This window comes from Devosia sp. Soil_C_22, assembly GCF_057657195.1.
The window spans coordinates 524,441-545,708 of the sequence record NZ_JBDGIY010000002.1 but is presented as its reverse complement, the minus strand read 5'-3'; the positions used below and the strand labels follow the sequence as shown (position 1 = coordinate 545,708).

Here is a 21,268-nt window from a genome sequence, read left to right as displayed (position 1 = left end):
GTCAGGGCTGGCGCGTCACGTCGGTGACGCGTCGCCGTGCCTGGCTGAGGTGGAAGCGCATATATGTCGAAGCGAGATCGGCATCGCCCATCTCGATGGCATCGACGATCTGCCGATGCTCGTGCATCACCGCCGCTCGCCGCTCCGCCGAACCGAGCCGCGTAAGACCGAGCGCGATGTTCATCACGCCCTCGATCTCCGCCGTCAGGTCGGCGAGCTGGCGCACGAACAGGTCGTTGCCGGTCGCCGCCGCAATGGCGTGGTGAAAGCCGACGTCGAGGGTGCGGGCCGGCTGGTCGGCCTCCAGCGCCTGCGCGAAGGAATCCATCGCGCGCTTGATCGCCGCCAGATCGTCCTCGCTCCGCCGCCGCGCCGCGAACTTGGACGTTGCCGTCTCAAGCGCAATACGTACCTCGAACGTACGCAGGTAGCGCGCGAAATCGGACGACTCGACGAAGCGCGATACCTCGGGCGGCGGCGTACGGGCGAGGTACGTGCCCGATCCACGGCGTGCCTCGATCAGCCCGTCGGCCTGCAGCCGCATCAACGCCTCGCGCACCACCGGCCGCGACGCGCCGAACGCCTCGGACAGCGCATTCTCGCTCGGCAGCTTCTGCCCGCGCACCAGCGAGCCCTGCATGATCTGCTCAAGCAGCTGGCCGTAGAGGATGTCGGCAAGCCGGCGCTTGGGCGCCGGTTGGATGTTGAGGCTGCTCATCGTCTTCTCACGCAGGCCGGCGGCAGCCCGTTGCCGGGCACCCACCGGTGGATCGAATGCAGAAGCCGGCGTCGTCTTGTCAATGCATCAGGTTACACCCGAGAGCGCCGGAAATACCGCAAGACCGCGGCTCAGGGATAGGCCGTCGCACCGTCGGGCTTGATGACGATCTTGCGCTCCCAGTGGATGTAGTCGTCCTTGTCGAGCACGCTCTCGTCGATCTCGATGCCCCAGCCTGGCCGATCCGGACGGAGCTCGAGATGCCCGTCAACGGGCAGATACGGATCCTTGCACCACGGCGCGTACTTCGCCTCGTGGAACTCCAAAATCTTGAAGTTGGGCTGCACTGCGCTGAAGTGCACGTTCTGCGCCGTCGCCAGCGGCCCCATCGGGTTATGCGGGGCGACCGAGACATAGTGGGCCTCGGCCAGGGCACCGATGCGCCGCATCTCGGTCAAGCCGCCCACCACGCAGATATCGGGCTGGATGATGTCGGCCCCACGCGCGCTCAGCAGCGACAGGAACTCGTAGCGGGAATAGAGCGACTCGCCGGTTGCGAGCGGCACCCGCATCTTCGCCTTCATCTCGGCCCACGCCGGAATGTGCTCGGGCCGGATCGGCTCCTCGTAGAACATCGGGTTGTAGGGCGCGAGCGCGTCGGACAGCTGGATCGCCTGGTACGGCTCCCAGATGCGCGCATGCGCATCGAACGCATACTCGAAATGGCTCGGCGTGCGCTTGCGCAGTTCGCCGAAATAGTCGCCCGAGTCCTTGCAGACTTCCCACCACGTCTTCTGGTGCATGTCGCCGCGATAGGGGCTGAACTTGAAGGCAGTGTAACCGCGCTCGGCGTGGATCTTGTTGATGAAATCGACGCCCTCATCGGCATCGCGCGCCTTGAAGCTGCCCAGCGTGGCGTAGACGCGGATCCTGTCGCGCACATTGCCACCCAGCAGCATGTAAACCGGCAGGTTGGCCGCCTTGCCGGCAATGTCCCACAGCGCATGGTCGATCGCCGCGATCGCCGCAAAACCCAGTGCCCCCGGCGGGAAGCGCGACTGCTGGTTCAGCTTGTGGTTGATGTATTCGATGCGGCGCGGGTCTTCGCCCTGGAACTGCATGAACATATACTCGAGCAGCGGTACCAGCGCGCGGTCGGGGCCGTGGTTGTAGGCCTCGCCCCACCCCGAAATGCCCTCGTCCGTCTCGATCTTGACGAGCAGGCGCGGACGCTTGTCGACGCGTTGCATATACGTCTTCAAGGCCGTGATCTTCATGTCGCTATTCCTCCCCTCAAACCCTGAAAATACTGAACTGCTCGCGGCTAAGCGTCCTGCCGCTGCCGGTCCCCGACCGGCTTGGCCTTGCCATAGGTCTGGCTCGCCGCCAGCAGACGCTGCGAATAGGGATGCTCGAGCTCTCCACTGCGCAGGCGCTCGATCGGCACCTGCTCGACGATCTCGCCCGCCTGCATGATCGCCACTTCGCTGCACATGTGAGCGATGACGGCGAGGTCGTGGCTGACCAGTAGATAGGTCAGCTGGCGCTCCTCTCGCAGCGTCGTCAGCAGGTTGAGGATCTCCGCCTGCACCGACACATCGAGCGCCGAGGTCGGCTCATCGAGCAGCAGCACGTCCGGCTCGAGGATCAGTGCCCGCGCGATGGCGACGCGCTGCCGCTGCCCGCCCGACAGCTGGTGCGGAAAGCGATAGCTGAACGAGGGATCGAGGCCCACCGCCACCAGCGCGTCGTCGATCTTTGCCGCTGAGCGGTCCAGTCCCTGGTTGCGCAACGGCTCCATCAGCTGCGAACGGATGGTCTTGCGCGGATGCAGCGACCCGTACGGGTCCTGGAACACCATCTGCACCCGGCGGTAGAACGCCTTGTTCCGCAGCTTGCCGACCGGCGCGCCATCCAGCGAGAGCTCACCATGGTAGTTGCGCACCAGCCCCGAGTAAGCCCGCAGGACCGTGGTCTTGCCGCAGCCGGATTCACCGACGAGTCCGAAGGCCTGGCTCCTTTTCACCTCAAAGCTCACCCCACGCACCACTGGCGGCGCGAACGGGTCGAACGAAACGCTGAGGTTCCTGATGCCGATCATGACGCCACCTCGCCGTCGGTCAGCCACGAGGCCTCGCGCTTCAGCGTCGGCAGCGGCGCCGGCGGCCGGTCGATGACCGGCATCGAGGCCAGCAACCCGCGCGTGTAGGGATGCTTGGCATTGTCGAGCTCCGCCGCCGCAATCGTCTCGACGATGCGGCCGGCATACATGATCAGCACCCGGTCGCAGAATCCGCGCACGAGGTTCAGGTCATGGCTGATGAAGATCAACCCCAGGTTCCGCCGCTCGATCAGCTCGTCCAGCAGCCCGAGCACTTCCAGTCGCACCGTGACATCCAGCGCCGAGGTTGGCTCGTCCGCGATCAGCATCTCCGGCTCGGCGATCAGCATCATGGCGATCATGATGCGCTGCCCCATGCCGCCCGACACCTCGTGCGGATAAAGCCCAGCCACCCGTTCCGGATCGCGGATCTGCACCGCCGCCAGCATTTCCAGCATCTTGGCCCGCGCCTGCTGCCGGCTGGTGCCCTTGGGCCCGTGCAGCCGATACGCCTCCTCGATCTGCTCGCCCACCGGCATCACCGGATTGAGCGAGTATTTCGGGTCCTGCATGATCAGCCCGATACGGCGCCCACGCAGCGCCATCATTTGCCTCTCATCGGCGCGCGTCAGGTCGATGCCGTCGAACGCGAACCGGTCGGCGGTGATCTTCGCCGTCGACGGCAGCAACCGCATGATCGCCCGCCCCACCGTCGACTTGCCCGAACCGGACTCGCCCACGATGCCGAGCTTTTCGCGACCCAGCGAGAAGCTGACGCCACGCACCGCCTTCACCTTGCCGCCTCCGAACCCGACCTGCAGGTTCTCGACTTCGAGGAGCTTGCCGGTCATTCGCTGCCCCTCGGGTCGAGCACGTCGCGCAACGCGTCGCCGAACAGGTTGAAGGCGAGGCTGACCAGCGCGATAGCGATGCCGGGCGCCGCGATCACCCACGGGCTGTCGATCATGAACTCGCGGCCGGTCGCGGCCATCGAGCCCCATTCCGGTGCCGGTGGCTGTGCGCCGAGCCCCAGGAAGCCGAGCCCCGCCGCGGTCAGGATCACGCCCGCCATGTTGAGCGTCACGCGCACGATCACCGACGGAATGCACATCGGCAGGATGTGCCGGAAGATGATCGCCGGCGCCGAAGCGCCCTGCAGCCGCACCGCCGCGATATAGTCCGCCTGCCGCAGCGTCAGCGTTTCGGCCCGCGCCAGTCGGGCGATCGGCGGCCACGCCGTCAGCGAGATCGCAACGATGGCATTCGTGATCCCCGGCCCGAGCGCCGCGGCAAAGCCCAGCGCCAGCACCAGCCCGGGGAAGGACAGGAAGATGTCGGTAATGCGCATCAGCACCTCATCGACCCAGCCGCCGAAATAGCCGGCGGTGGTGCCGATCAGCAGGCCAATCGGCGCCACGATGACCGTCACCAGCATCACGATGTAAAGCGTTGTGCGCGCCCCATAGACGATGCGGGAAAAGACATCCCGGCCGTGACTGTCGGTGCCCAGGATATGCTCGGCCGAGGGCGCGGCGAGCCGCCTCGACAGATCCTGCGCGATCGGATCGTAGCTGGTGATCAGCGGCGCCGCGACGGCGACGAGGATCAGCAGCAGGATCATGATCAGCCCGACCACGCCGAGGGGATGACCGCAGAAGGCGAGCCAACCCTGGTAGAATTGCTGCACCGAAGCCTGGAAGCGACTGCCGGGCTGCGGCGCCGTCAGCCAACCGCGCAGGCCGGTTGTGACGGGTGGAGCGTTTGTAGCTTGCATCGTCATATCAGCGCGTCCGCGGATCGAAGATCCGGTACAGGAGATCGGAGATGAAGTTGATGGTCAGGAACACGACGCCGATCAGCAGCACCGCCCCCATGACGATGTTCATGTCGTTCATCTGCAGCCCGCGAGTCAGGTAGCCGCCCAGCCCGGGCCAGGCGAACACCGTCTCGATCAGCACCGCGCCGTCGAGCATGCCGCCAAAGGTCAGCGCCACGATGGTCAGGAGCTGCACGCGGATATTGCGGAAGGCATGCCGCCAGATCACCGCGTTCTTGCCCAGCCCCTTGGCGCGGGCAGCGATGATGTATTCCTGGCTCAACTGCTCCAGCATGAAGCTGCGCGTCATGCGGCTGATATAGGCGACCGAGAAATAGCCCAGGATCGTGCCGGGCAGGATGATATGGTTGAGCGCGCTGTGGAACACGTCCCACTGCTGCTGCAGCGCCGAGTCGAGCAGCAGGAAGCCGGTCATCGGCGTCACCAGCCCCTCATAGAAGACCTCCATGCGGCCAGAAGCGCCCACCCAGCGCAACTGCGCGTAGAATACAAACAGGGCCATCAAGCCGAGCCAGAAGCTCGGGATCGAGCTACCTGCCAGGCCGATCAGCCGGGCGACATGGTCGATGAGCTTGCCGCGGTGCACCGCGGCGGTGATGCCCAGCGGGACCCCGAGCCCAACCCCGACGACCACCGCGATCAGCGCCAGCTCGATCGTCGCCGGAAACACCGTCATCAGGTCCTGGATGATTGGTTGCCCGGTCGTGGTCGACACGCCGAGATTTCCGGTCAGCACGTTTCCGACATAGTTCAGGAACTGCTGCCACATCGGCAGGTGCAGCCCAAGCTCGTGGTAGACACGGTCATAGACTTCGCGACTGACCTCTGCGCCGGTAATGGCGAGCACGGGGTCGGCCGGCAGCAGCCGACCCATGAAGAAGGTCAGCGCCAGCAGGCCCATCAAGGTGATGAGGATCGACACCACACGGCCGAAGATGCGGCCGGCGAGGTGGCGAGCCCGGGAAGGCGACGGCCTGCCTTTCGGCAGACCGTCGGTTCCGGATGTGGTTAGCGAGGTCACCGCCTACTCTTTGGTGACGGGGTGCCAGCGGGTGGACCAGGTCGTATGGCCCAGGTAGCCCTTCACGTTGGTCCGGATCACATAGGGGTCCGTACGCTGGAAGAAGATGATCAGTGCCGGATCCATCTCCTCGAACTTCTGCTCCATGGTGGAGAAGAGTTCGGCCCGCTTGGCCGGATCGAGTTCGCTCTTGCTCTGCGCGACCAGCTCGTTCAGCTCCTCGGACTGCTGGCTGACGCGCCACAGGTAGTAGCTGGCGAGACGCGCCTCGTCGCTGTTGTCCGGGTTGTACGCATACTGCGTCGCCACCGCGAACGGATCGGGTAGGCGCGCGCCCGAGTTGCCGGTGAAGGCCACGAAATCACGCTCGCGGAAGGCGGGAGTAAACTCGCCCGGCACCAGGTCGAACTCGAAGCCCGCCGCCTTGGCGCTGGCCTGAAGCGCCTCTGTCCACGGCAGGTGACCGGAACCAGCAGGGTTCAGCAGCTTCTTCAGCCCGTTCGGATAGCCCGCCTCGGCCAGCAGTTTCTTGGACAGCTCCGGATCGTAGTTATGCCGGTCGGTGCCGTTCTCTGGCGCGCCGATCATGCCCTTGGGGATCATCGACTGCCATGGAAAGCCCGTATACTTCATGATGGTCTTGGAGACCGGCTCCCAGTCGAAGGCATGCTGCAGGGCCTGCCGCACCAGCGGCTTTGACAGGTCCGGGTCCTTCTGGTTGAGCGCCAGGTAGTAGAAGCCGAGGCCCGGCACGTTATCGATCACCACATTGGTGTTGCTCTCGAGTGCTTCGAGATCGCCCGCCGCCACGTAATGCGCGACGTCGAGGTCACCGGCTTCGATCTGCAGACGCAGGTTGCCAGACTCCGGAATATGGCGGACCGCGACGCGCTGCATCGCCGGGGCGCCGCCCCAGTAGTCCTTGTTGGCATCGAACATCGCGAGCTCGTTCGGCCGCCACTGCGTCAGCACGAACGGGCCGCCGCCAGCAGTGTTGGCCGTGAGCCACTCGGCGCCCATGTCGCCGTTGACCTCGTGGCTCATCGCGACCTGCTTGTCGATGATGCCGAGCGATGCGCCAGCCAGCGAATAGAGCACCAGATCGACGCTGACCGGTTCGGCCAGCTCGATCTCGAGCGTGGTCGGATCGACAGCGCGGATCAGCTGGTCGACATTCTCGGGCGTAAAGCCCCAGAGCGCGAAATCGGTCGAGCCGACCCGGCCCAGTTTGATGATGCGCTGCAGCGACCAGGCCGCATCATCGGCCGTTACCGGGTTGCCGCTGTGGAATTTTGCGTCGCTGCGCAGCTTGAGGGTGATGACCTTGTTGTCAGCTGAAGTGGTCCATTCGGTTGCCAACATCGGCTTGAGCGTCTGCAGGTCGTCGGCGGTCGTCATGACCAGCGTGTCGTAGACGTTGGTGATCAGCTCCGACGCCGTGCGCGCGTTATTGTCGGCCGGATCGAACGTGCGGATGCCGGTCAGGCCGGTGCCGATAACCAGCATGTTCGGCGGTGTCGCGGCAAGAACGGGGCTGTAGCCGGCCGTCAGCGACGCAGCCAGAACCAGCCCGGCGGCCGCCAGGGTCCTAATCCTCATGCTTCTCCCTCCTCCTGGGTGCACCACGCGAGTGGCGCCCACGAAACTTGGGCTGGAGCATCTATCTTGTCAAATTAATTCGCAACTATGTGGACAAACGGACTAGGCGCAAACGGAGTTAGGCTGCCTACGACCGGGTGGAGACAGCCTGTTGGTGCGGCGTTAGTCCATGGAATTCTGCCAGGCTAATGGGCTTGGCCCGCATGCTGAATGATCTTCATGCGGATGCGCCGCGACAGGTTGTCGATGACCGCGACGGTGACGAGGATCATCAGGATGATGAACGCCGCCTCCTGCCAGTTGTTGATCCGGATGCGATCCGAGAGCTGGAGACCGATGCCGCCGGCACCGACGATGCCGAGCCCCGTCGCCGAGCGGACGTTCGACTCGAAGAAGTAGAGCACGTGGCTCAGCATCACCGGGAACACCTGCGGGAAGACGCCGAGCCGCATGACATGCGTGCCGGCGCCACCGGCGGCGCGCACCCCTTCGATCGGCTTGTTGTCGACGTTTTCGATCGCCTCGGCGAAGAGTTTCGAGAACACCATCAGGTCGCCCACCGCGATGGCCAGCACGCCGGCGAACGGCCCGAGGCCGACGGCAGACACGAAGATCAGCGCCAGCACCAGCCCGTCGATCGAGCGGAAGGCGTCGAACAGGCGCCGCAGGCCGAAATGGATGACGCTGTTGGGCACGACGTTCTTGGCGCCGAGGAAGCCGAGCGGCACGGCCAGCACCGCCGCGATCAGGGTGCCGAGAAAGGCCATACCGATCGTTTCGGCAATGCCAATGCAGAACTCGAAGAAGCTCTCGCCCGGCCATGGTGGAAGCATCAGGCGGACCAGCAGGCCGAGCTTGGAGAGCCCGTTCCAGATGCGCAGCGGCGAAGCGTCGATCCACACCAGTCCGATGCCGAGCACAGCGAAGAAGGCGAGCCACAGCCCCCAGTCGCGAACCCGTTGGCCGAGCGGCCGACGGAACAGCTCGGGATGTGCGGCGCGGACACGGGAGATTTCGGCGGAACCGAGCGTCGTCTGCATGTCAGTGGCTCCCCGTCACGCCCTGCCCGATCAGGCGGTGGCGGATGGCTTCGCAGGTGATGTCGATGATGGCGGTGACCGCGATCAGCAGCAGCAGGATGGCCGAGATGTCCGGATACTCGAACTGCCGGATGGCGAGATAGAGCTCCTGCCCGATGCCACCGGCGCCGACGATGCCGAGCGCCGAGGCGCCGCGCACGTTGATCTCGAAGCGCAGCAGCAGGTAGCTGGCATAATTGGGGAGCGCCTGCGGCACCACGGCGAGCCGCATGATCATCGGCCAGTTGCCGCCGGAGGCACGCACACCCTCGATAGGCTTGTCGTCGACATTCTCGTTCACTTCGGCAAACAGCTTTCCCAGCGACCCGATGGTGTGCACCGCGATGGCGAGTACGCCCGCGAACGGACCCAGCCCGAAGGCGAACACAAAGATCAGCGCGAAGATCAGCTCGGGCACGGTACGGAAGAATTCGAGCGCACGGCGCGCGGCGAAATAGATCCAGCTGTTGGCGACGAGGTTGCGCGAGGCCGCAAAGCAGAGCAGCAGCGCCCCGAGGCCGCCCAGAGCCGTGCCGACAAACCCCATGAACACGGTCTCGACCAGCAGCAGGAGCCACTTCCTGAGACCCCAGTACCAGTCGCCGAGGTCGGCCCAGAGGTTCTCGAGCGTCAGTTCCGGCAGGGTGCCGGCAATATAGTTCCAAGCCTTGGGCAGGCCCTTCATCAGCCCGGGAATATTGAAGTCGCTGACCCAGACCGAACCGGCAAGCGCGGCAAGGAAGATGACGCCGTACAGCGCCGTCCACGCCCACTTGATGTTCTGCTCGCGCCGATAGCGCGCGTTGAATTGGGCGATGCGTTGCCCCTGGGCGTCGATTGCGTTCATGAGTGCTGGACCCTTGAAAGAAGGACCGGCACAGAACCGGGAGACAGTTCACATTCGAAGCGGTCCGTAACTCCGGCGTCATCCCCGCGAAGGCGGGGATCCAGCAGCCGCACGCTCGGTGCTCCGACTGGGTTCCCGCCTTCGCGGGAATGACATCGCGGGTGGGGCGCCACTTCAGTCCGATCGTGAAATGCTCAAGGCTCCGTGCCGGGAAGTCATGCCGCTGCGTTACTGGGCGGCCTTGCGCGCTTCGGCGTTGAACTCGGTGATGGCGACCACATCGAGATAGTCTTCGTGCTTGGCTTCGACGTAGCCACTCGAATTGCCGTTGCTGTAGATCTTGAAACCCTCCGGATCCTTTTCCGGGAAAGCCATCAGCGCGGTCTTGAACGCATCCTGCAGTTCCTGGGGCAGCGTGGTGAGCATCATCACCGGCGTGTTCGGGATGACCGGCGACTTCCAGATGACGCGGACCGAGCCGGCCGGGATCAGTTCCTTGCGCTCCATGGTCTGGATCGTGCCCGACTCCTCGTTGCGCCAGGAGGTGGCGACGGCCTCGAAGGTGCCGTTGACCAGCGCCATGACGCTCTGCTCGTGACCGCCGGAGAACGCGACTTCGCTGAAATAGTCGTCGGCCGTCGTGTTGAGCTGGGTCGAGAGGTAGTAGGAGGGAACGGCAAAGCCGGACGTGGAATTCGGATCGGCAAAGGCGAAGGACTTGCCCTTGATGTCCTCGATCGACTGATACGGGCTGTCCGCACGCACGGCGATCACCGAATAATAGCCGAGGTTGCCTTCGTTATCGAGCGTAACGGCCACGGGCGCGATATCCTCGCCCATGATCTTGCGCGCCAGGGCATAGGCGGCAGGGCCGACCGAGGCGAACTGCACGTGGCCGGAGCGCATGGCTTCGACGACGGCGGCATAGTCGGTGCCGCGGACCAGCTTCACCGGAACGCCGAGCTCGCGGGTCATGTAGTCGGCATAGGGCTGGTTGCGCGAGATCGCATCGGTCTCGTTCTCGCTCGACGAGATGCCGATGGTCAGCTCGGGGAACTGGTCTTTCCAGCTCTGGGCGAGGGTCGGCGAGACGAGCGCGGCCGTCATCGCGATGGCCGCAACAACGCGGCCCATGAACGTGTTCATGAGGAGTCTCCGGTTTAGCTTGGGTAGTCGGTGGGTAGTGGTGCGGCCTAGTGCACGGCTGCAGCCAGTTCGCTGGCCCGCCCCGGCACCGGGACCATGGTGGCCCCGATCGTGGAGGTCAGGTTTTCGTCGACCTCGTCTTCGCCATCGCTGCCGTAGATGGCCTGAATGACGCTGCTGGTCAGTTCGGACGGCGCCCCGTCGAACACGACGCGCCCCCGCGCCATGCCGACGATGCGATCGCAATAGGCGCGCGCCGCATCGAGCGTGTGGAGGTTGCAGATGACGGTGATCTGGTCCTCGCGGTTGATCTTGCGCAGCGCCTCCATCACCAGCCGCGCATTGCGTGGATCGAGCGAAGCGATCGGCTCGTCGGCGAGGATGATGTCGGGCTGCTGGATGAGGGTGCGGGCAATCGCTACGCGCTGCTGCTGGCCGCCGGACAGCGTATCGGCACGCTGCAGCGCCTGGGCGAGGAGGTCGAGCCGGTCGAGCGCCATGGCGGCGCGCGCCCGATCCTCGGTGGGAAAGTGCTTGAACATCACCGGCAGCGTGCCGGCGGTGCCGATGCGTCCGATCAGCACATTGGTGAGCACATCGAGCCGGTTCACCAGGTTGAACTGCTGGAAGATCATGGCGCAGCGCGCTCGCCATACGCGCAGGTCGCGCCCGGTCAGTTCGCTGACATTGGTGCCCTTGAAGCTGATGTCGCCGCTCGAGGCCGCCACGAGCCGGTTGACCAACCGAAGCAGCGTGGACTTGCCCGCGCCCGACCGACCGATGATGCCGACCATCTGCCCGGGAACAAAACTCAGCGACACGCCGTCGACCGCGACGGTTTCGCCGAATTTCTTGGTGACGTTCCTGAATTCAAGCATCGCCTGCCCTTTGCAGATTCAAGTCAAACCTCGCCCGTGGCCTGACCATGCAGGCGACGACCTTCGCGCTTTTCACTTCTGGAGCGGCCCGCTGTTCATGCCGCCCGGCGGTTGTTGGGGGAGTGCCGTACGCTGACGGCGATACACTGCCCCGTGTCGATAACCGTGTTAACTCATTCGGATGACATCTTGGTGACGCGCCACCCGGCTTTGCGCCGCCTCGAGCTTGCCGTCCGAATAGACCATGCGGCCATTGCTCATCACCATGCGGACATAGCCGACGCCGTGATCGTCGGCGATCATCAGGTCGGCGCGCTTGCCCACCGCGATCTCGCCGCGATCCTCGAGCCCGAGCGCGCGCGCCGGGTTGAGCGACACCAGCCGCGCTGCTCCCGGCAGCCCGTCCGGATCGGTTTCGGCGAGGATCAGCACGGCCGGCAGCATGGCCGAGGGATGGTAGTCGGCCGCCAACATATCGAGCAGCCCCGCCGCATGCGTTTCGCGCGCCGAAAGGTTCCCCGAATACGACATGCCGCGCAGTGCGTTGGGCGCGCCCATGGCATTGAGCATGCCGCGGTCCCGCGCTTCCTGCGCCGCCTCGATGGTGACCGGAAACTCGCTGATATTGGCGCCCAGGGTCTGCATCAGCTCGACCTTTTGCACCGTGTCGTCGTCGTGGCTGGCGAGCGGCACGCCGTGCAGCGCGCAATATTGGGCGATCTCCTTGAGCGTAGCGTTGAGGTCGCCCGTCGTTGCCTTGCGCTCGGCGATCCGGGCTTCGAGATGCGCGGCAGCCTGCTCGAGTGTGACCCCCTTGGTCTTGGCGTAGTTGGCCTTCTGCAGATCGAGATCGCGATACTGCCCCTGCCCCGGCGTGTGGTCGCACAGCGAGATCAGCTGCACCGAGCCTTCGGCGATCAGCTCGTGCACGACCGCGAGGGCGGCCGGGAAGGTCACCTCGAAACGGGCATGCACGCGATGGTCGATCAGCAGCTCGTCGCGATACTGCCGGATGGCCCGGATCATGGCGCTGGTATGCTCGTAGGAGCGGATATGCCCGTAGGTCGAACCGGGGCTGAACGACAACGCCGCATAGGCGGTGGTGATGCCCGAGCTCGCAAGCTTCCGGTCGAGATCGCGCAGGCCCATCTCCATCGGCATGCGCACATTGGGCCGCGGCTCCATCTCGCGCTCGATCATGTCGCCATGCATGTCGATCATGCCCGGCATCAGCAGCAGCCCCCCGCCGACGATATCGGCGCCGTCGACCGGCGTGTCCCTGATGGCGACGATCTCGCCACCCTCGATGCGGATGGAACCGCGTTCGATCATGCGGTCGGCAAGGACCAGGCGAAAATCAGACAGCCACATATTCGTCGCGCTCGTTGACTTCGGAGGACAGGGTGCGCGTGACCAGCCCGATCTCACGATCGATGAGTTCGGCCACATCGCCAGGATAGTGGAACACGCCGATCATGGCGACACCGGCGGCCTTGAGATCGCCGAGCCGGCGCACCAACGCCTGCCGCGCCCCGGCATCGAGCGACGCCGTCGGTTCATCGAGCAGCAACAGCCGCTGCGGCAGCACCAGCGCTCGCGCCAGGTTTACCTTCTGCTGCTCACCGCCCGAGAAGGTCGACGGGTAGGCGCGCCACAGCTGCCGGCGCACGCCGAATTCGTTGAGCCAGTGCTGCGCCTCTTCAGTCGCCTCGGCGGCTGAGCGCCCGGCAAGCCGCAGCGGCTCGGCCACGATATCCTCGGCGGCAACCCGCGGCCGCGCATTGAGGAACTGGGTGACGAAGCCGATCTCCTGCCGCCTGAGCAGCGAGATATCGACATCCGCCGCCCGCGCCAGGTCGATCTCGCCCATCCGCGACTGGTACCAGATGTGGCCGCCGACCGGCAGATAACTGCGCCACAGCGTGCGCAGCAGGGTGGACTTGCCGGCGCCGTTCGAGCCGCGCAGCAGGATGAACTCGCCCGCGTCGAGATCGAAACTGATCCCCTCGAAGGCGTGCAGCACGCTATCGAGATGGTGCATGTGGAAGGTCTTGGTGAGACCGGCGACGCGCAACAACGGCTTTTGGTGCGATGACATGCGCAAGACCCTATAGCTTGGCGTGGACGAGCTGCTGCGTGTAGGCGTGCTGCGGATCCTGGAACACCTGGTCCGCCAGCCCCTGTTCGACGATGCTGCCGCGCCGCATCACCAGAACACGGTCAGCCATTGTCCGGATGACACCGAGGTCATGGCTCACCAGAACCATGGTGATTTTCCGCTCGCGCTGCAGGCGCTTCAGCGTATCGAGCACCAGCGCCTGGATGGAGACGTCGAGCCCGGTGGTCGGCTCGTCGAGCAGCAGCAAAGCCGGCTCGAGCGCGATGGCCTTGGCGAGCTGCACGCGCTGCTGCATGCCACCCGACAGGTCCGCCGGACGATGGTCCATGCGGTTGAGCGGGAACTCGGAAGCATCGAGCGCTTCGCGCGCCTTTGAGCGCAGCACTTCGAAGCTGCGCTCGCCGGCGATCAGCAGCCGCTCGGCGACATTGCCGCTGGAGCTGTGCTTCATCAGCAGGCCCAGATGCGGGTTCTGGTAGACGATGCCGATATGACGGGCGCGCAGCATGCGCTGCTGGTAGCGCTCCATCTCGAACAGGTTGCCGTCGTCGCGATTGGGGAGGCGCAGGCGATAGTCGCCACTATCGGGGATTTCCTCGAGGTTCATGGTGCGCAAGAGCGTCGACTTGCCCGAGCCGCTCTCGCCGACAATGCCCAGCACTTCGCCGGGATAGACCGTGACATCGACGCCCTTCAGCGCCACCACCTCGCCATAGCGCCGGCTGACGCCGCGCATGGTGACGATCGGCGGGGTATCGAGCAGTTGCGGCGGCAGCAGCGACAGATGCGGCAGGCTCGTTTCCGGGCTCATGCTGAGAACTTTCCGTTGCGATACCAGGTGTCGCCGACCGTGACCGGCGTGCCTTCGCCGCGGCGGATGGCCTTTATGCCGAGATTGCTGTCCGAGACCTCGAAGATCGAGCCGCCATTGTCCTGCGGGATCTCGTTCATGAAGTAGCCCGAGAGCCCCGAGCGTTCGCAGACGAGGCTCGCGTGATCCTCGACCAGATACGGCCGGTCCGAGAAGACCAGCGGCTCGACCCGGGTATGCGGCGGCACCGCGAACAGCCGCTTTTCGCGCCCGGCCGAGAGGATGGTCAGGTGTTTCGCCATGTTGAGCTTGGGCACGTCCCAGCGCGGGATCGGCGACGGCGTCATCACGTGCCGGCCGTTGACGAGGCTCGGATAGGCCGCGCCCTGCATGATGCGGCCCTTGCGCACCAGCTGCTCGTAGAGCGTCAGCCACAGCTTGCCGTAGTCGGCGTCGGCGTGCATCTGCCGGGCGATCGAGATGTTGGGCTCGACCCCGCGCAGCGGCTCGGGATTGGGCACCTGGAGGACGAGGATCTGGTCCGCGCCCATCGTCTCCTCCGGCACGCGGTGGCGCGACTGGACGATGGTGGCGTCGAGCGTGTCCCAGGTCTCGGTGGCGTGCGAGACGCGGCTGATGAAGCGGCGGATCGAGGCGGCGTTGACGCCGTCATCGGCGCCCTGGTCGATGACCTTCACCACCGAGCGGGGGTTCACCAGCGTCAGCGTCACCTGCAGCCCGCCGGTACCCCAGCCGCGCGCCATCGGCACTTCGCGGCTGGCGTAGGGCATCTGGCAGCCGGGGACGGCGATGGCCTTGAGCAGCTTGCGCCGCACTTCGCGCTTGGCCGAGGCATCTAGGAAGCCGTAGCTGGTCGCGGCCCAGGGCTTGGTCAGGGTCTTGAGGCTCATGCCACCGGCTCCTCTTGGCGCAGCTCGGCGGCGGTGCCGGCCGGAGCGGGCTGCTTTTTGGCTTTGGCGTCGCGCATTGCGTCGAGCGCCGACTGGAAGGTCACGTAGTGCGGGAGCTTGAAATGGATGCAGAAGCCCGAGGCTTCGACGCTCTCGGTGTGGTAGAGGTAGAATTCTTCCTGGACTGGCGATCCGGGTTCGGCGGCGGCCGAGTTGAGGTCGAGCGTTGCGGCGGCGATCACCTTCACTTCGTTCCACCCGAAGGTGGCGGCGAAACCGAGTTCGAGCAGGTCGCGCTTGGCGGTGACTTCGGCCTGGCTGACGCGGACGCGGCCGGCTGAGAACGTGGTGCCGGTCGGGTGTTGCACGACGACTTCGGCTTCGGCGAGACGGAGCTCGTTCACCGTCGGGTGGGCGTTGCCGTAGCCGCGCATGGCGGCGTAGCCGAGCGCCAGCACGCCGCCGGTTTCGGCGCGGGCAAGGCTCTGGAGGCGATGGCCGCGCGAAGCGGGGAACAGCAGCGGCTCTCGGGTGACGTCGGGGATATCCGCGGCCGCGGCCGCGGGCTCGGGCGCCGGGGCGACGAGACCGAGCTGGCGCTGCCAGGCGGCGAGCGAGGGCTGGTGCATCGGGGCCGACGTAGCAGCCGGCTCGACGGCGGGGGGCACGAAGGGGGTGCCTTCGAGCACGTCGGTCGCCAGCACGCGGTGCGAGTAGTCGAGGGTGGGGCCGAGGATCTGGCCGCCCGGGATGTCCTTGAAGGCCGCCGAGATGCGGCGGTGGGTCAGCAGCTGATCCTGCTCGACCGTTGCGGCGATGGCGATGCGTGGCTGGGTCGTCCGCCAGGCGCGGAGGACGAGCACGGCTTCGCTGAGCTCACCGCCGGTCTGGGCCAGCGCGAGGGCCGCCAATTCCTCGGAATAGAGCGAGGCTTCGCCCATCACGCGGTCGATGAGATAGGGCATGGACTGCTGGATCTGGCGCACGCGTTCGGCATCGATCGGCCCCAGCTGTTCGCGGAACAGCCGCTCGGCCTGGTCGATGGCCTTTTCGCCACCACGGGTCGCGACATAAGCCATCAGAGCACCTCGATCTGGGTGGAGCGGGGCAGGCCGACGACATCGGCGCCATCGACCACGAACAGGTCGAACCCCTCGGGATAGAGGCAGAGTTCGTCGCGCAACCGCCAGAATTCTGCGGGCAGCGCCAATGCGATCTCGCGCACCCCGTCGATCCCCGGACCGCTGAGCCGCAGCCGCTGTCCCTGCCCGATCTGCGCAGCGATACCGACCGTCGCGCCATCATCGGGATAAAGCGCGCTGCCGCAGCGCAGGAAGCTGAGGGGGGTCAGGTCGTCCGGCAACCGCTCGAGAAAGACATGGTCGGCGGCGCCGGCGGACTCCGCTACCTCTGCGCGGGTTTCATCGATCAGCCGGCGCAACTCGGCTGTGTCGCCGAAGGCGCGGCACTCGATATCGACCAGTGCCTCGACCAGCGGCGCCAGCCCCGGCTCGGGCATGGCCCGCACTTCGCCGGGGCGGGCCAAGGCCCACATCAGCGCTTCGAAGGTCGAGTTGGACCGCAGCTCGGCCGCATCGGGAAGGGCTATCGTCAACATCAGAACGTCTCCATCTCGACACGCGTCGCCTCGACGCTGCGCATGCGCGCATCATCGAGCCCAGTGAGGCGGCGGCGCTCATCGGCAAGCAGGGCCGCCGTCTCGTCCGTCCCTTGCCCGGCTGCCATGGCGAGATCGACCACCGCCATCGCCATGGCGCGTTCGAGATCACGCCCGGTGACCATGCCGTAGCCAATGTGCCCGGCCGCGTCGGCGACCTGTGCCTCGCTGACCAGCACTTCGCCGAGATAGAACTCAGCGCTCTCGACCGTGTCGCGTATCGGCACCATCACCAGCCCAGTGCGGTTGGTGACGACCTCGATGTCGCCCAGCCCCTCGAGCAACCGCTCGGCCAACGCCTTCAGCCGCGCCGGCTCGGCGCGGGCCAGCACGCCCAGCGCTTCGGAATGCCTATTGCTCTCAAGCATCGTCGTGCTTCTCCTCGGGGCTGCTGTCGAAAGTGAACTGGACGCGGTCGCCGGCCCAGGCGCCCTCTGAAAACGCGATCGGCCGGCCCGCCTTGTCGACGTCGACCTTCTGCACGACGAGCACCGACTGGCCGGGCCGCAGCATCAGCAGCGGCGCCTCGCGCTCGTCGGCCGGGCGGGTGAAGATGGTGGTGCGCAGGCGCCGGTAGTCCTCGATGCCGTGGGCGCGGTAGACCTCGGTGACCGAGATGCCCTGCCGCCGCTTCTCGGCGAGATCGGGGAAGCGCGAAGCATCATGGTAGGACCAGCCGAGGCTGATCGGCAGGTCGTTGGCAAAGCCGCGCCGGCAGATGGCATGCACCAGCGCGCCCACCGGCAGGTCGAGCGCCTTGGCGATACGGCTGTCGGCCGGAATCAGCGCTTCGGATATGCCCTGGCCCTTCGCCGTCAGGCCTTGCGACAGCAGGTTCTCGCGGAAGCGCGTGCGCTGGCCGATGACATAGTTCACCAGCGGCGCGCGTTCGACGAAAGTGCCGCGCCCGTGCTCGGTCCGCAGCTTGCCCTCGCCTTCCAGCGCGGCCAGCGCCCGGCGCAGCGAATGCCGCCGCGTGCCGTACAGGCGGCACATCTCGGGCTCCGACGGCAGGCGCGTATCCGGCGCCAGCCGCCCCGAGGCGATCTCGTCGCTGATCCTGTCCCGCGTGGTTTCCCACGTATGCCCTTGGCTGCGCATGCGACCCTGCTAGTCATTCGGATGAGTTCGGAACTAGCTCGATTGCATGACGGCCAAGTGACAGAAAACGCCTGCACTTTGATGACGTAAGCGCAGCGCAGAAGGAGCGCTCCCACCCACGGTGTCATTCCCGCGAAGGCGGGAATCTCTGTTCGCGGTGGTTGCGGCCAAACGGAGATCCCCGCTTTCGCGGGGATGACCCGGTGGGTGGTGGAGGGACCGAGATTAGTGGAGGGTCCGCGCTGGCGGGGCGGTGGATCCCTGCTTTCGCAGGGATGACAATCGAGTTTAGGCACCCAACAGTGGGCAGTCCCCACCGAGGGCAATGTTATGCTCCGACCATCCCCACTCGCCGGGTCATCCCCGCGAAAGCGGGGATCTCCGTTTGGCTGCCACCACCGCAAACAGAGGTTCCCGCTTTCGCGGGAATGACTCCGTGGATGAGGCGACAATCGCGTTTGGTTCTTACTCCTCGGCCACCTGCGGCAGCTCGGTCTGCCAGTTGCCGTAAAGAATTGGCATCAGACCGGCGAGGGCGCTGAACCGGCCCCACGACCGCGCGCTGTCCTGCGTCCAGCCGGTCTCGGCTATGGCGGAAAGCCGCGGGAACACCAGCCGGTCGAAGATGGCGCGGTCGGTCATCGGTTCGGACCAGATGCAGGCCTGAACGCCGAGGAAGTGCTTCTTCTGCTCGGTCGTCCAGCCCTCGGTCGGATCGAACTCGTAGGTTTCCATCGGCCCCGACCAGCCGGCCCAGCCGGCGCCCGGCTCGGACCAGGCAATGCCGTTCGCCATGTCGAGATAGTAGCGCTGCCCCGGCGCCACCACGATGTCGTAGCCCTCGCCGGCCAGCTTGGCGCTGACTTCGACATTGCGCCAGCCAACGAGATAGCTCTTGTCCTTCTCGATGACGTTGCCATGCGCCGCCTCTTCCCAGCCGCCGGTGACGCAGCCCTTCGACGCGAGCAGCGCCTGCACCCGATGCAGGAATTCGGCCTGCAGCACGGCGGTGCCGGTGCCCTCGATATCGTCGGCGCCGTGGAGGTTCGTGGTCTTGTTGAGCCGAGCTGCGTGCGCCGCAGCCGCAGCCTCGCCCTTCAGCACCCTGAGGCGCTCGAGCGCCAGCGGCGAGCCGGACCAGGCCCCGAGCGGCACCTCGTCGGCACCGATATGGATGATCTTGGCCGGGAACAGCTCGACCAGCTCGTCGAAGATGGTGCTCAGCACCTCGTAGGTCTTTTCGTAGGCCGGATTGATGCAGTTGTTCGGGAACCCCTGCACCGAAAAGTAGTCGCCGTGTTCATCCGGATCGCGCAGCTCGGGGATGGCCTGCAGCATGGCGTAGCAATGGCCGGGAATATCGATCTCCGGCACCACCGCGATGCCCAGCCGCTCGGCCAGCCCGACGATCTCGCGGATCGCCGCCTTGCTGTAATAGCCGCCGACCGGCTGCGGCCCCGAGCCGAGCAGCGCCGGGATCGGCAGCCCATGCCCGCGCCAGGCGCCGATCGTGGTCAGCGCCGGATAGGCGTCGATCTCGACGCGCCACGCCTCGTCGTCGCTGAGATGCCAGTGGAAGCGGTTGAGCTTGTTCCAGGCGAGGATCTTGAGGAACTGGCTGACTTCTGCCGTGGCGTAGAACTGCCGCGCCACGTCCATATGCGTGCCGCGCCAGCCATAGGCCGGCTCGTCGACGATGCTGCCACCGGCCGGGAACACGAAATTGCCCGGGTGCTTCTTAGCCCCGCGCACGATCTGCCCGAGCGTGACGAGGCCATAGAGCAAGCCGGTCTCGGTCGAGGCCGACACCGTCGCAGCGTTGGCCGCGAATTCGATCTCATAGGCTTCCTTGCCGAGCCCGGCCTTGTCGGCCAGCGTCACCCGAAGGCCGCCCTCGGCGATCGGGCGGCTCAGCCCCTCGGCCGGGAACAGGCTGTCGACCAGCTCGGCTAAGGCCGCAGCCGCCGCCGTGCCCGCGGCACTGTGCGCGCCGACGTCGAGCCCGGCCGGCACCGGCTGCGCCCCGGTCGTCCGCACCGTTTTCGGCCACGGGATGATCGAGAGGTTCACCGGCGTTTTGGCCGGCACCGGAAAGATCGCCGCGCCCTTGACCCGCGGAGCATTGTCGCGCGGCGCGTTCGTCGGCTGGGTGATCACTGGCACGATCGCGCCGTCGGCGAGGACGACATAGGCGCTGTTCGCGCCGTCGCTCCAGTGCCGCAGCGGATAGCTGAGGCCGCGGACGGTCACCTGCCAGGTCGCACCCGGCTCCAGCACATAGCCCGCCGCCGGCGACAGCTCGGAGTGGTTCGATACCCGCGACTCGAGCGTGCCGCCCTCGATATCGGCGCTCGGATCGATCCGCGCCGGACCGGAGAAGCAGAGCCGAAAGCCCTTCACCGGCGCATCGCCACGATTCCTGAGCTTGAGCGCGTAGCTCAGCGGCTGGCCTTCGGCCGCCGGCATCCAGGTGGTCGAGAGCGTGAGCATGGGCAGGCTGGTCATGTCGAATGTCCTGGAAGGGCTGGTCCGGTGGGTCAGTCGCCGAGCGGCTGGGTGTCGTCTTCGTCGCGGTTCAGCATCAGCTGATGCTTGATCCGTCCGAGCGCCGGAATGGCCGTCGCCTTCATGCGCGTCGCCACTGCCTGCGCCACGATATCGGTGAGGGCGAGGAAGGCGTAGCGCGTCGGCGACGGCCTGAGGATGTCGTCGGACTCGCGGATGTCGATGCCGAGCAGGATGTCCGCTTCCTGCGCCACCAGCGATCCGGGCCGGGTCAGCACCACGCGGGTCATGCCGTAATCGCCGGCAACCCGCAAAGCCTGCGCCAGCTGCCGGTTGCGCCCGCTCACCGAGGAGGCGATCACCACCGTACCGCGCGGCGCACCGGCCGCGCGCATCAGCTGCGCCTGGTGGTCGATCGAGGCCGTGATCTTGAGGCCCAGCCGGAACAGCCGCGTCTCCATCTCGCTGGCGACCATCGACGAGGTGCCGCCCGAGCCATACGCGAGCAGGTAGCTGGAACCCACGATCGCGTCGGCCGCCTGTTCCACCGCGTCGGTGTCGATACTGTCGAGCACCGAGAACAGGGCCGCCTGTGCGTGGTTGATCACCGTGTGCGCGATCTCGTCAGTCGAGTTCGGGCCTTCCGGCGCATTGACGTAGCGCTGCACCACCGAACGGCTTTGCGCCAGCCGCACCTTGAACTCGGAAAAACTCTCGCACCCCACCCGCCGGCAGAAGCGGGTCACCGTCGGCGCCGACACGTCGGCCGCCGTCGCCAGTTCGACGATCGAGGCGCGCAGCGCCCCCGCGATGTCCGTAAGGATCACCCTGGCGAGCTGCTGCTCGGATCGCGTGAACGTCTCGCTCTCGCTCTGCAGGAACCCGACAAGGTCGAGCATGAATCCTCCCCAGGCCTC

21 protein-coding genes are annotated in these 21,268 nt (G+C 66.1%); all 21 read right to left on the bottom strand.

Annotated elements, in window-relative coordinates; all coding sequences use genetic code 11:
* Nucleotide 1 precedes the first annotated feature (1 nt).
* Entirely contained in the window at nt 2–718 is a 717-nt protein-coding gene (locus tag AC3A6I_RS19735) for a FadR/GntR family transcriptional regulator (protein WP_487545577.1), read from the bottom strand.
* Between the two features lie 131 nt (nt 719–849).
* On the bottom strand, nt 850–1,995 hold the full coding sequence (locus AC3A6I_RS19730; RefSeq protein WP_487545576.1) for a mandelate racemase/muconate lactonizing enzyme family protein: 1,146 nt from the start codon (nt 1,993–1,995) through the stop codon (nt 850–852).
* Between the two features lie 47 nt (nt 1,996–2,042).
* A complete protein-coding gene (locus tag AC3A6I_RS19725; protein ID WP_487545575.1) occupies nt 2,043–2,819 on the bottom strand; it encodes an ABC transporter ATP-binding protein in 777 nt (258 codons plus the stop codon).
* Entirely contained in the window at nt 2,816–3,670 is an 855-nt protein-coding gene (locus tag AC3A6I_RS19720) for an ABC transporter ATP-binding protein (protein WP_487545574.1), read from the bottom strand. Before AC3A6I_RS19720 ends, AC3A6I_RS19725 begins: the two co-directional genes overlap by 4 nt.
* Nucleotides 3,667–4,599, bottom strand: a complete 933-nt coding sequence (gene nikC / locus AC3A6I_RS19715; protein ID WP_487545573.1) for a nickel transporter permease — start codon at nt 4,597–4,599, stop codon at nt 3,667–3,669. The genes AC3A6I_RS19720 and nikC overlap by 4 nt, the downstream gene beginning before the upstream one ends.
* 1 nt (nt 4,600) lies before the next feature.
* Complete coding sequence (locus AC3A6I_RS19710) at nt 4,601–5,644, bottom strand: ABC transporter permease (protein WP_487545685.1); 1,044 nt, start codon at nt 5,642–5,644, stop codon at nt 4,601–4,603.
* Between the two features lie 36 nt (nt 5,645–5,680).
* The gene (locus AC3A6I_RS19705) at nt 5,681–7,276 is read right to left on the bottom strand and encodes an ABC transporter substrate-binding protein (protein WP_487545572.1); all 1,596 of its coding nucleotides are present in this window, start codon (nt 7,274–7,276) and stop codon (nt 5,681–5,683) included.
* 185 nt (nt 7,277–7,461) lie between these two features.
* Nucleotides 7,462–8,316, bottom strand: a complete 855-nt coding sequence (gene phnE, locus AC3A6I_RS19700) for a phosphonate ABC transporter, permease protein PhnE (protein ID WP_487545571.1) — start codon at nt 8,314–8,316, stop codon at nt 7,462–7,464.
* A 1-nt stretch (nt 8,317) separates the two neighbouring features.
* On the bottom strand, nt 8,318–9,202 hold the full coding sequence (gene phnE / locus AC3A6I_RS19695) for a phosphonate ABC transporter, permease protein PhnE (protein WP_487545570.1): 885 nt from the start codon (nt 9,200–9,202) through the stop codon (nt 8,318–8,320).
* Between the two features lie 228 nt (nt 9,203–9,430).
* Complete coding sequence (phnD, locus tag AC3A6I_RS19690; RefSeq protein ID WP_487545569.1) at nt 9,431–10,348, bottom strand: phosphonate ABC transporter substrate-binding protein; 918 nt, start codon at nt 10,346–10,348, stop codon at nt 9,431–9,433.
* 47 nt (nt 10,349–10,395) lie between these two features.
* The gene (phnC, locus tag AC3A6I_RS19685) at nt 10,396–11,226 is read right to left on the bottom strand and encodes a phosphonate ABC transporter ATP-binding protein (RefSeq protein WP_487545568.1); all 831 of its coding nucleotides are present in this window, start codon (nt 11,224–11,226) and stop codon (nt 10,396–10,398) included.
* 168 nt (nt 11,227–11,394) lie between these two features.
* Entirely contained in the window at nt 11,395–12,597 is a 1,203-nt protein-coding gene (locus AC3A6I_RS19680; RefSeq protein ID WP_487545567.1) for an alpha-D-ribose 1-methylphosphonate 5-triphosphate diphosphatase, read from the bottom strand.
* Nucleotides 12,584–13,324, bottom strand: coding sequence for a phosphonate C-P lyase system protein PhnL (locus AC3A6I_RS19675; RefSeq protein WP_487545566.1), 741 nt, complete (start codon nt 13,322–13,324; stop codon nt 12,584–12,586). The genes AC3A6I_RS19680 and AC3A6I_RS19675 overlap by 14 nt, the downstream gene beginning before the upstream one ends.
* Nucleotides 13,325–13,334: 10 nt before the next feature.
* Nucleotides 13,335–14,156 (bottom strand): ATP-binding cassette domain-containing protein, encoded by an 822-nt coding sequence (locus tag AC3A6I_RS19670; RefSeq protein WP_487545565.1) that lies wholly within the window; start codon nt 14,154–14,156, stop codon nt 13,335–13,337.
* Entirely contained in the window at nt 14,153–15,067 is a 915-nt protein-coding gene (locus tag AC3A6I_RS19665) for an alpha-D-ribose 1-methylphosphonate 5-phosphate C-P-lyase PhnJ (protein WP_487545564.1), read from the bottom strand. The genes AC3A6I_RS19670 and AC3A6I_RS19665 overlap by 4 nt, the downstream gene beginning before the upstream one ends.
* Nucleotides 15,064–16,146: a carbon-phosphorus lyase complex subunit PhnI gene (locus AC3A6I_RS19660; protein WP_487545563.1), complete on the bottom strand. Its 1,083-nt coding sequence runs from the start codon at nt 16,144–16,146 to the stop codon at nt 15,064–15,066. The genes AC3A6I_RS19665 and AC3A6I_RS19660 overlap by 4 nt, the downstream gene beginning before the upstream one ends.
* Nucleotides 16,146–16,685, bottom strand: a complete 540-nt coding sequence (gene phnH / locus AC3A6I_RS19655) for a phosphonate C-P lyase system protein PhnH (protein WP_487545562.1) — start codon at nt 16,683–16,685, stop codon at nt 16,146–16,148. The genes AC3A6I_RS19660 and phnH overlap by 1 nt, the downstream gene beginning before the upstream one ends.
* Entirely contained in the window at nt 16,685–17,113 is a 429-nt protein-coding gene (phnG, locus tag AC3A6I_RS19650) for a phosphonate C-P lyase system protein PhnG (RefSeq protein WP_487545561.1), read from the bottom strand. The genes phnH and phnG overlap by 1 nt, the downstream gene beginning before the upstream one ends.
* Entirely contained in the window at nt 17,106–17,846 is a 741-nt protein-coding gene (gene phnF, locus AC3A6I_RS19645; protein ID WP_487545560.1) for a phosphonate metabolism transcriptional regulator PhnF, read from the bottom strand. The genes phnG and phnF overlap by 8 nt, the downstream gene beginning before the upstream one ends.
* Nucleotides 17,847–18,311: 465 nt before the next feature.
* A complete protein-coding gene (locus AC3A6I_RS19640) occupies nt 18,312–20,351 on the bottom strand; it encodes a beta-N-acetylhexosaminidase (protein WP_487545559.1) in 2,040 nt (679 codons plus the stop codon).
* A gap of 32 nt (nt 20,352–20,383) precedes the next feature.
* Entirely contained in the window at nt 20,384–21,250 is an 867-nt protein-coding gene (locus AC3A6I_RS19635; RefSeq protein WP_487545558.1) for a MurR/RpiR family transcriptional regulator, read from the bottom strand.
* Nucleotides 21,251–21,268 lie beyond the last annotated feature (18 nt).

Bases quoted from the DNA above. Each gene is read 5' to 3' on its own strand.
- AC3A6I_RS19730 (WP_487545576.1), bottom strand. From the start codon at position 1,995: ATGAAGATCACGGCCTTGAAGACGTATATGCAACGCGTCGACAAGCGT.
- phnE (WP_487545570.1), bottom strand. From the start codon at position 9,202: ATGAACGCAATCGACGCCCAGGGGCAACGCATCGCCCAATTCAACGCG.
- AC3A6I_RS19680 (WP_487545567.1), bottom strand. From the start codon at position 12,597: ATGTGGCTGTCTGATTTTCGCCTGGTCCTTGCCGACCGCATGATCGAA.
- AC3A6I_RS19640 (WP_487545559.1), bottom strand. From the start codon at position 20,351: ATGACCAGCCTGCCCATGCTCACGCTCTCGACCACCTGGATGCCGGCG.
- AC3A6I_RS19670 (WP_487545565.1), bottom strand. From the start codon at position 14,156: ATGAGCCCGGAAACGAGCCTGCCGCATCTGTCGCTGCTGCCGCCGCAA.
- phnH (WP_487545562.1), bottom strand. From the start codon at position 16,685: ATGTTGACGATAGCCCTTCCCGATGCGGCCGAGCTGCGGTCCAACTCG.
- AC3A6I_RS19635 (WP_487545558.1), bottom strand. From the start codon at position 21,250: ATGCTCGACCTTGTCGGGTTCCTGCAGAGCGAGAGCGAGACGTTCACG.
- nikC (WP_487545573.1), bottom strand. From the start codon at position 4,599: ATGACGATGCAAGCTACAAACGCTCCACCCGTCACAACCGGCCTGCGC.
- AC3A6I_RS19660 (WP_487545563.1), bottom strand. From the start codon at position 16,146: ATGGCTTATGTCGCGACCCGTGGTGGCGAAAAGGCCATCGACCAGGCC.
- AC3A6I_RS19735 (WP_487545577.1), bottom strand. From the start codon at position 718: ATGAGCAGCCTCAACATCCAACCGGCGCCCAAGCGCCGGCTTGCCGAC.
- phnG (WP_487545561.1), bottom strand. From the start codon at position 17,113: ATGCTTGAGAGCAATAGGCATTCCGAAGCGCTGGGCGTGCTGGCCCGC.
- AC3A6I_RS19665 (WP_487545564.1), bottom strand. From the start codon at position 15,067: ATGAGCCTCAAGACCCTGACCAAGCCCTGGGCCGCGACCAGCTACGGC.
- AC3A6I_RS19720 (WP_487545574.1), bottom strand. From the start codon at position 3,670: ATGACCGGCAAGCTCCTCGAAGTCGAGAACCTGCAGGTCGGGTTCGGA.
- AC3A6I_RS19725 (WP_487545575.1), bottom strand. From the start codon at position 2,819: ATGATCGGCATCAGGAACCTCAGCGTTTCGTTCGACCCGTTCGCGCCG.
- AC3A6I_RS19675 (WP_487545566.1), bottom strand. From the start codon at position 13,324: ATGTCATCGCACCAAAAGCCGTTGTTGCGCGTCGCCGGTCTCACCAAG.
- AC3A6I_RS19705 (WP_487545572.1), bottom strand. From the start codon at position 7,276: ATGAGGATTAGGACCCTGGCGGCCGCCGGGCTGGTTCTGGCTGCGTCG.
- phnF (WP_487545560.1), bottom strand. From the start codon at position 17,846: ATGCGCAGCCAAGGGCATACGTGGGAAACCACGCGGGACAGGATCAGC.
- phnC (WP_487545568.1), bottom strand. From the start codon at position 11,226: ATGCTTGAATTCAGGAACGTCACCAAGAAATTCGGCGAAACCGTCGCG.
- phnD (WP_487545569.1), bottom strand. From the start codon at position 10,348: ATGAACACGTTCATGGGCCGCGTTGTTGCGGCCATCGCGATGACGGCC.
- phnE (WP_487545571.1), bottom strand. From the start codon at position 8,316: ATGCAGACGACGCTCGGTTCCGCCGAAATCTCCCGTGTCCGCGCCGCA.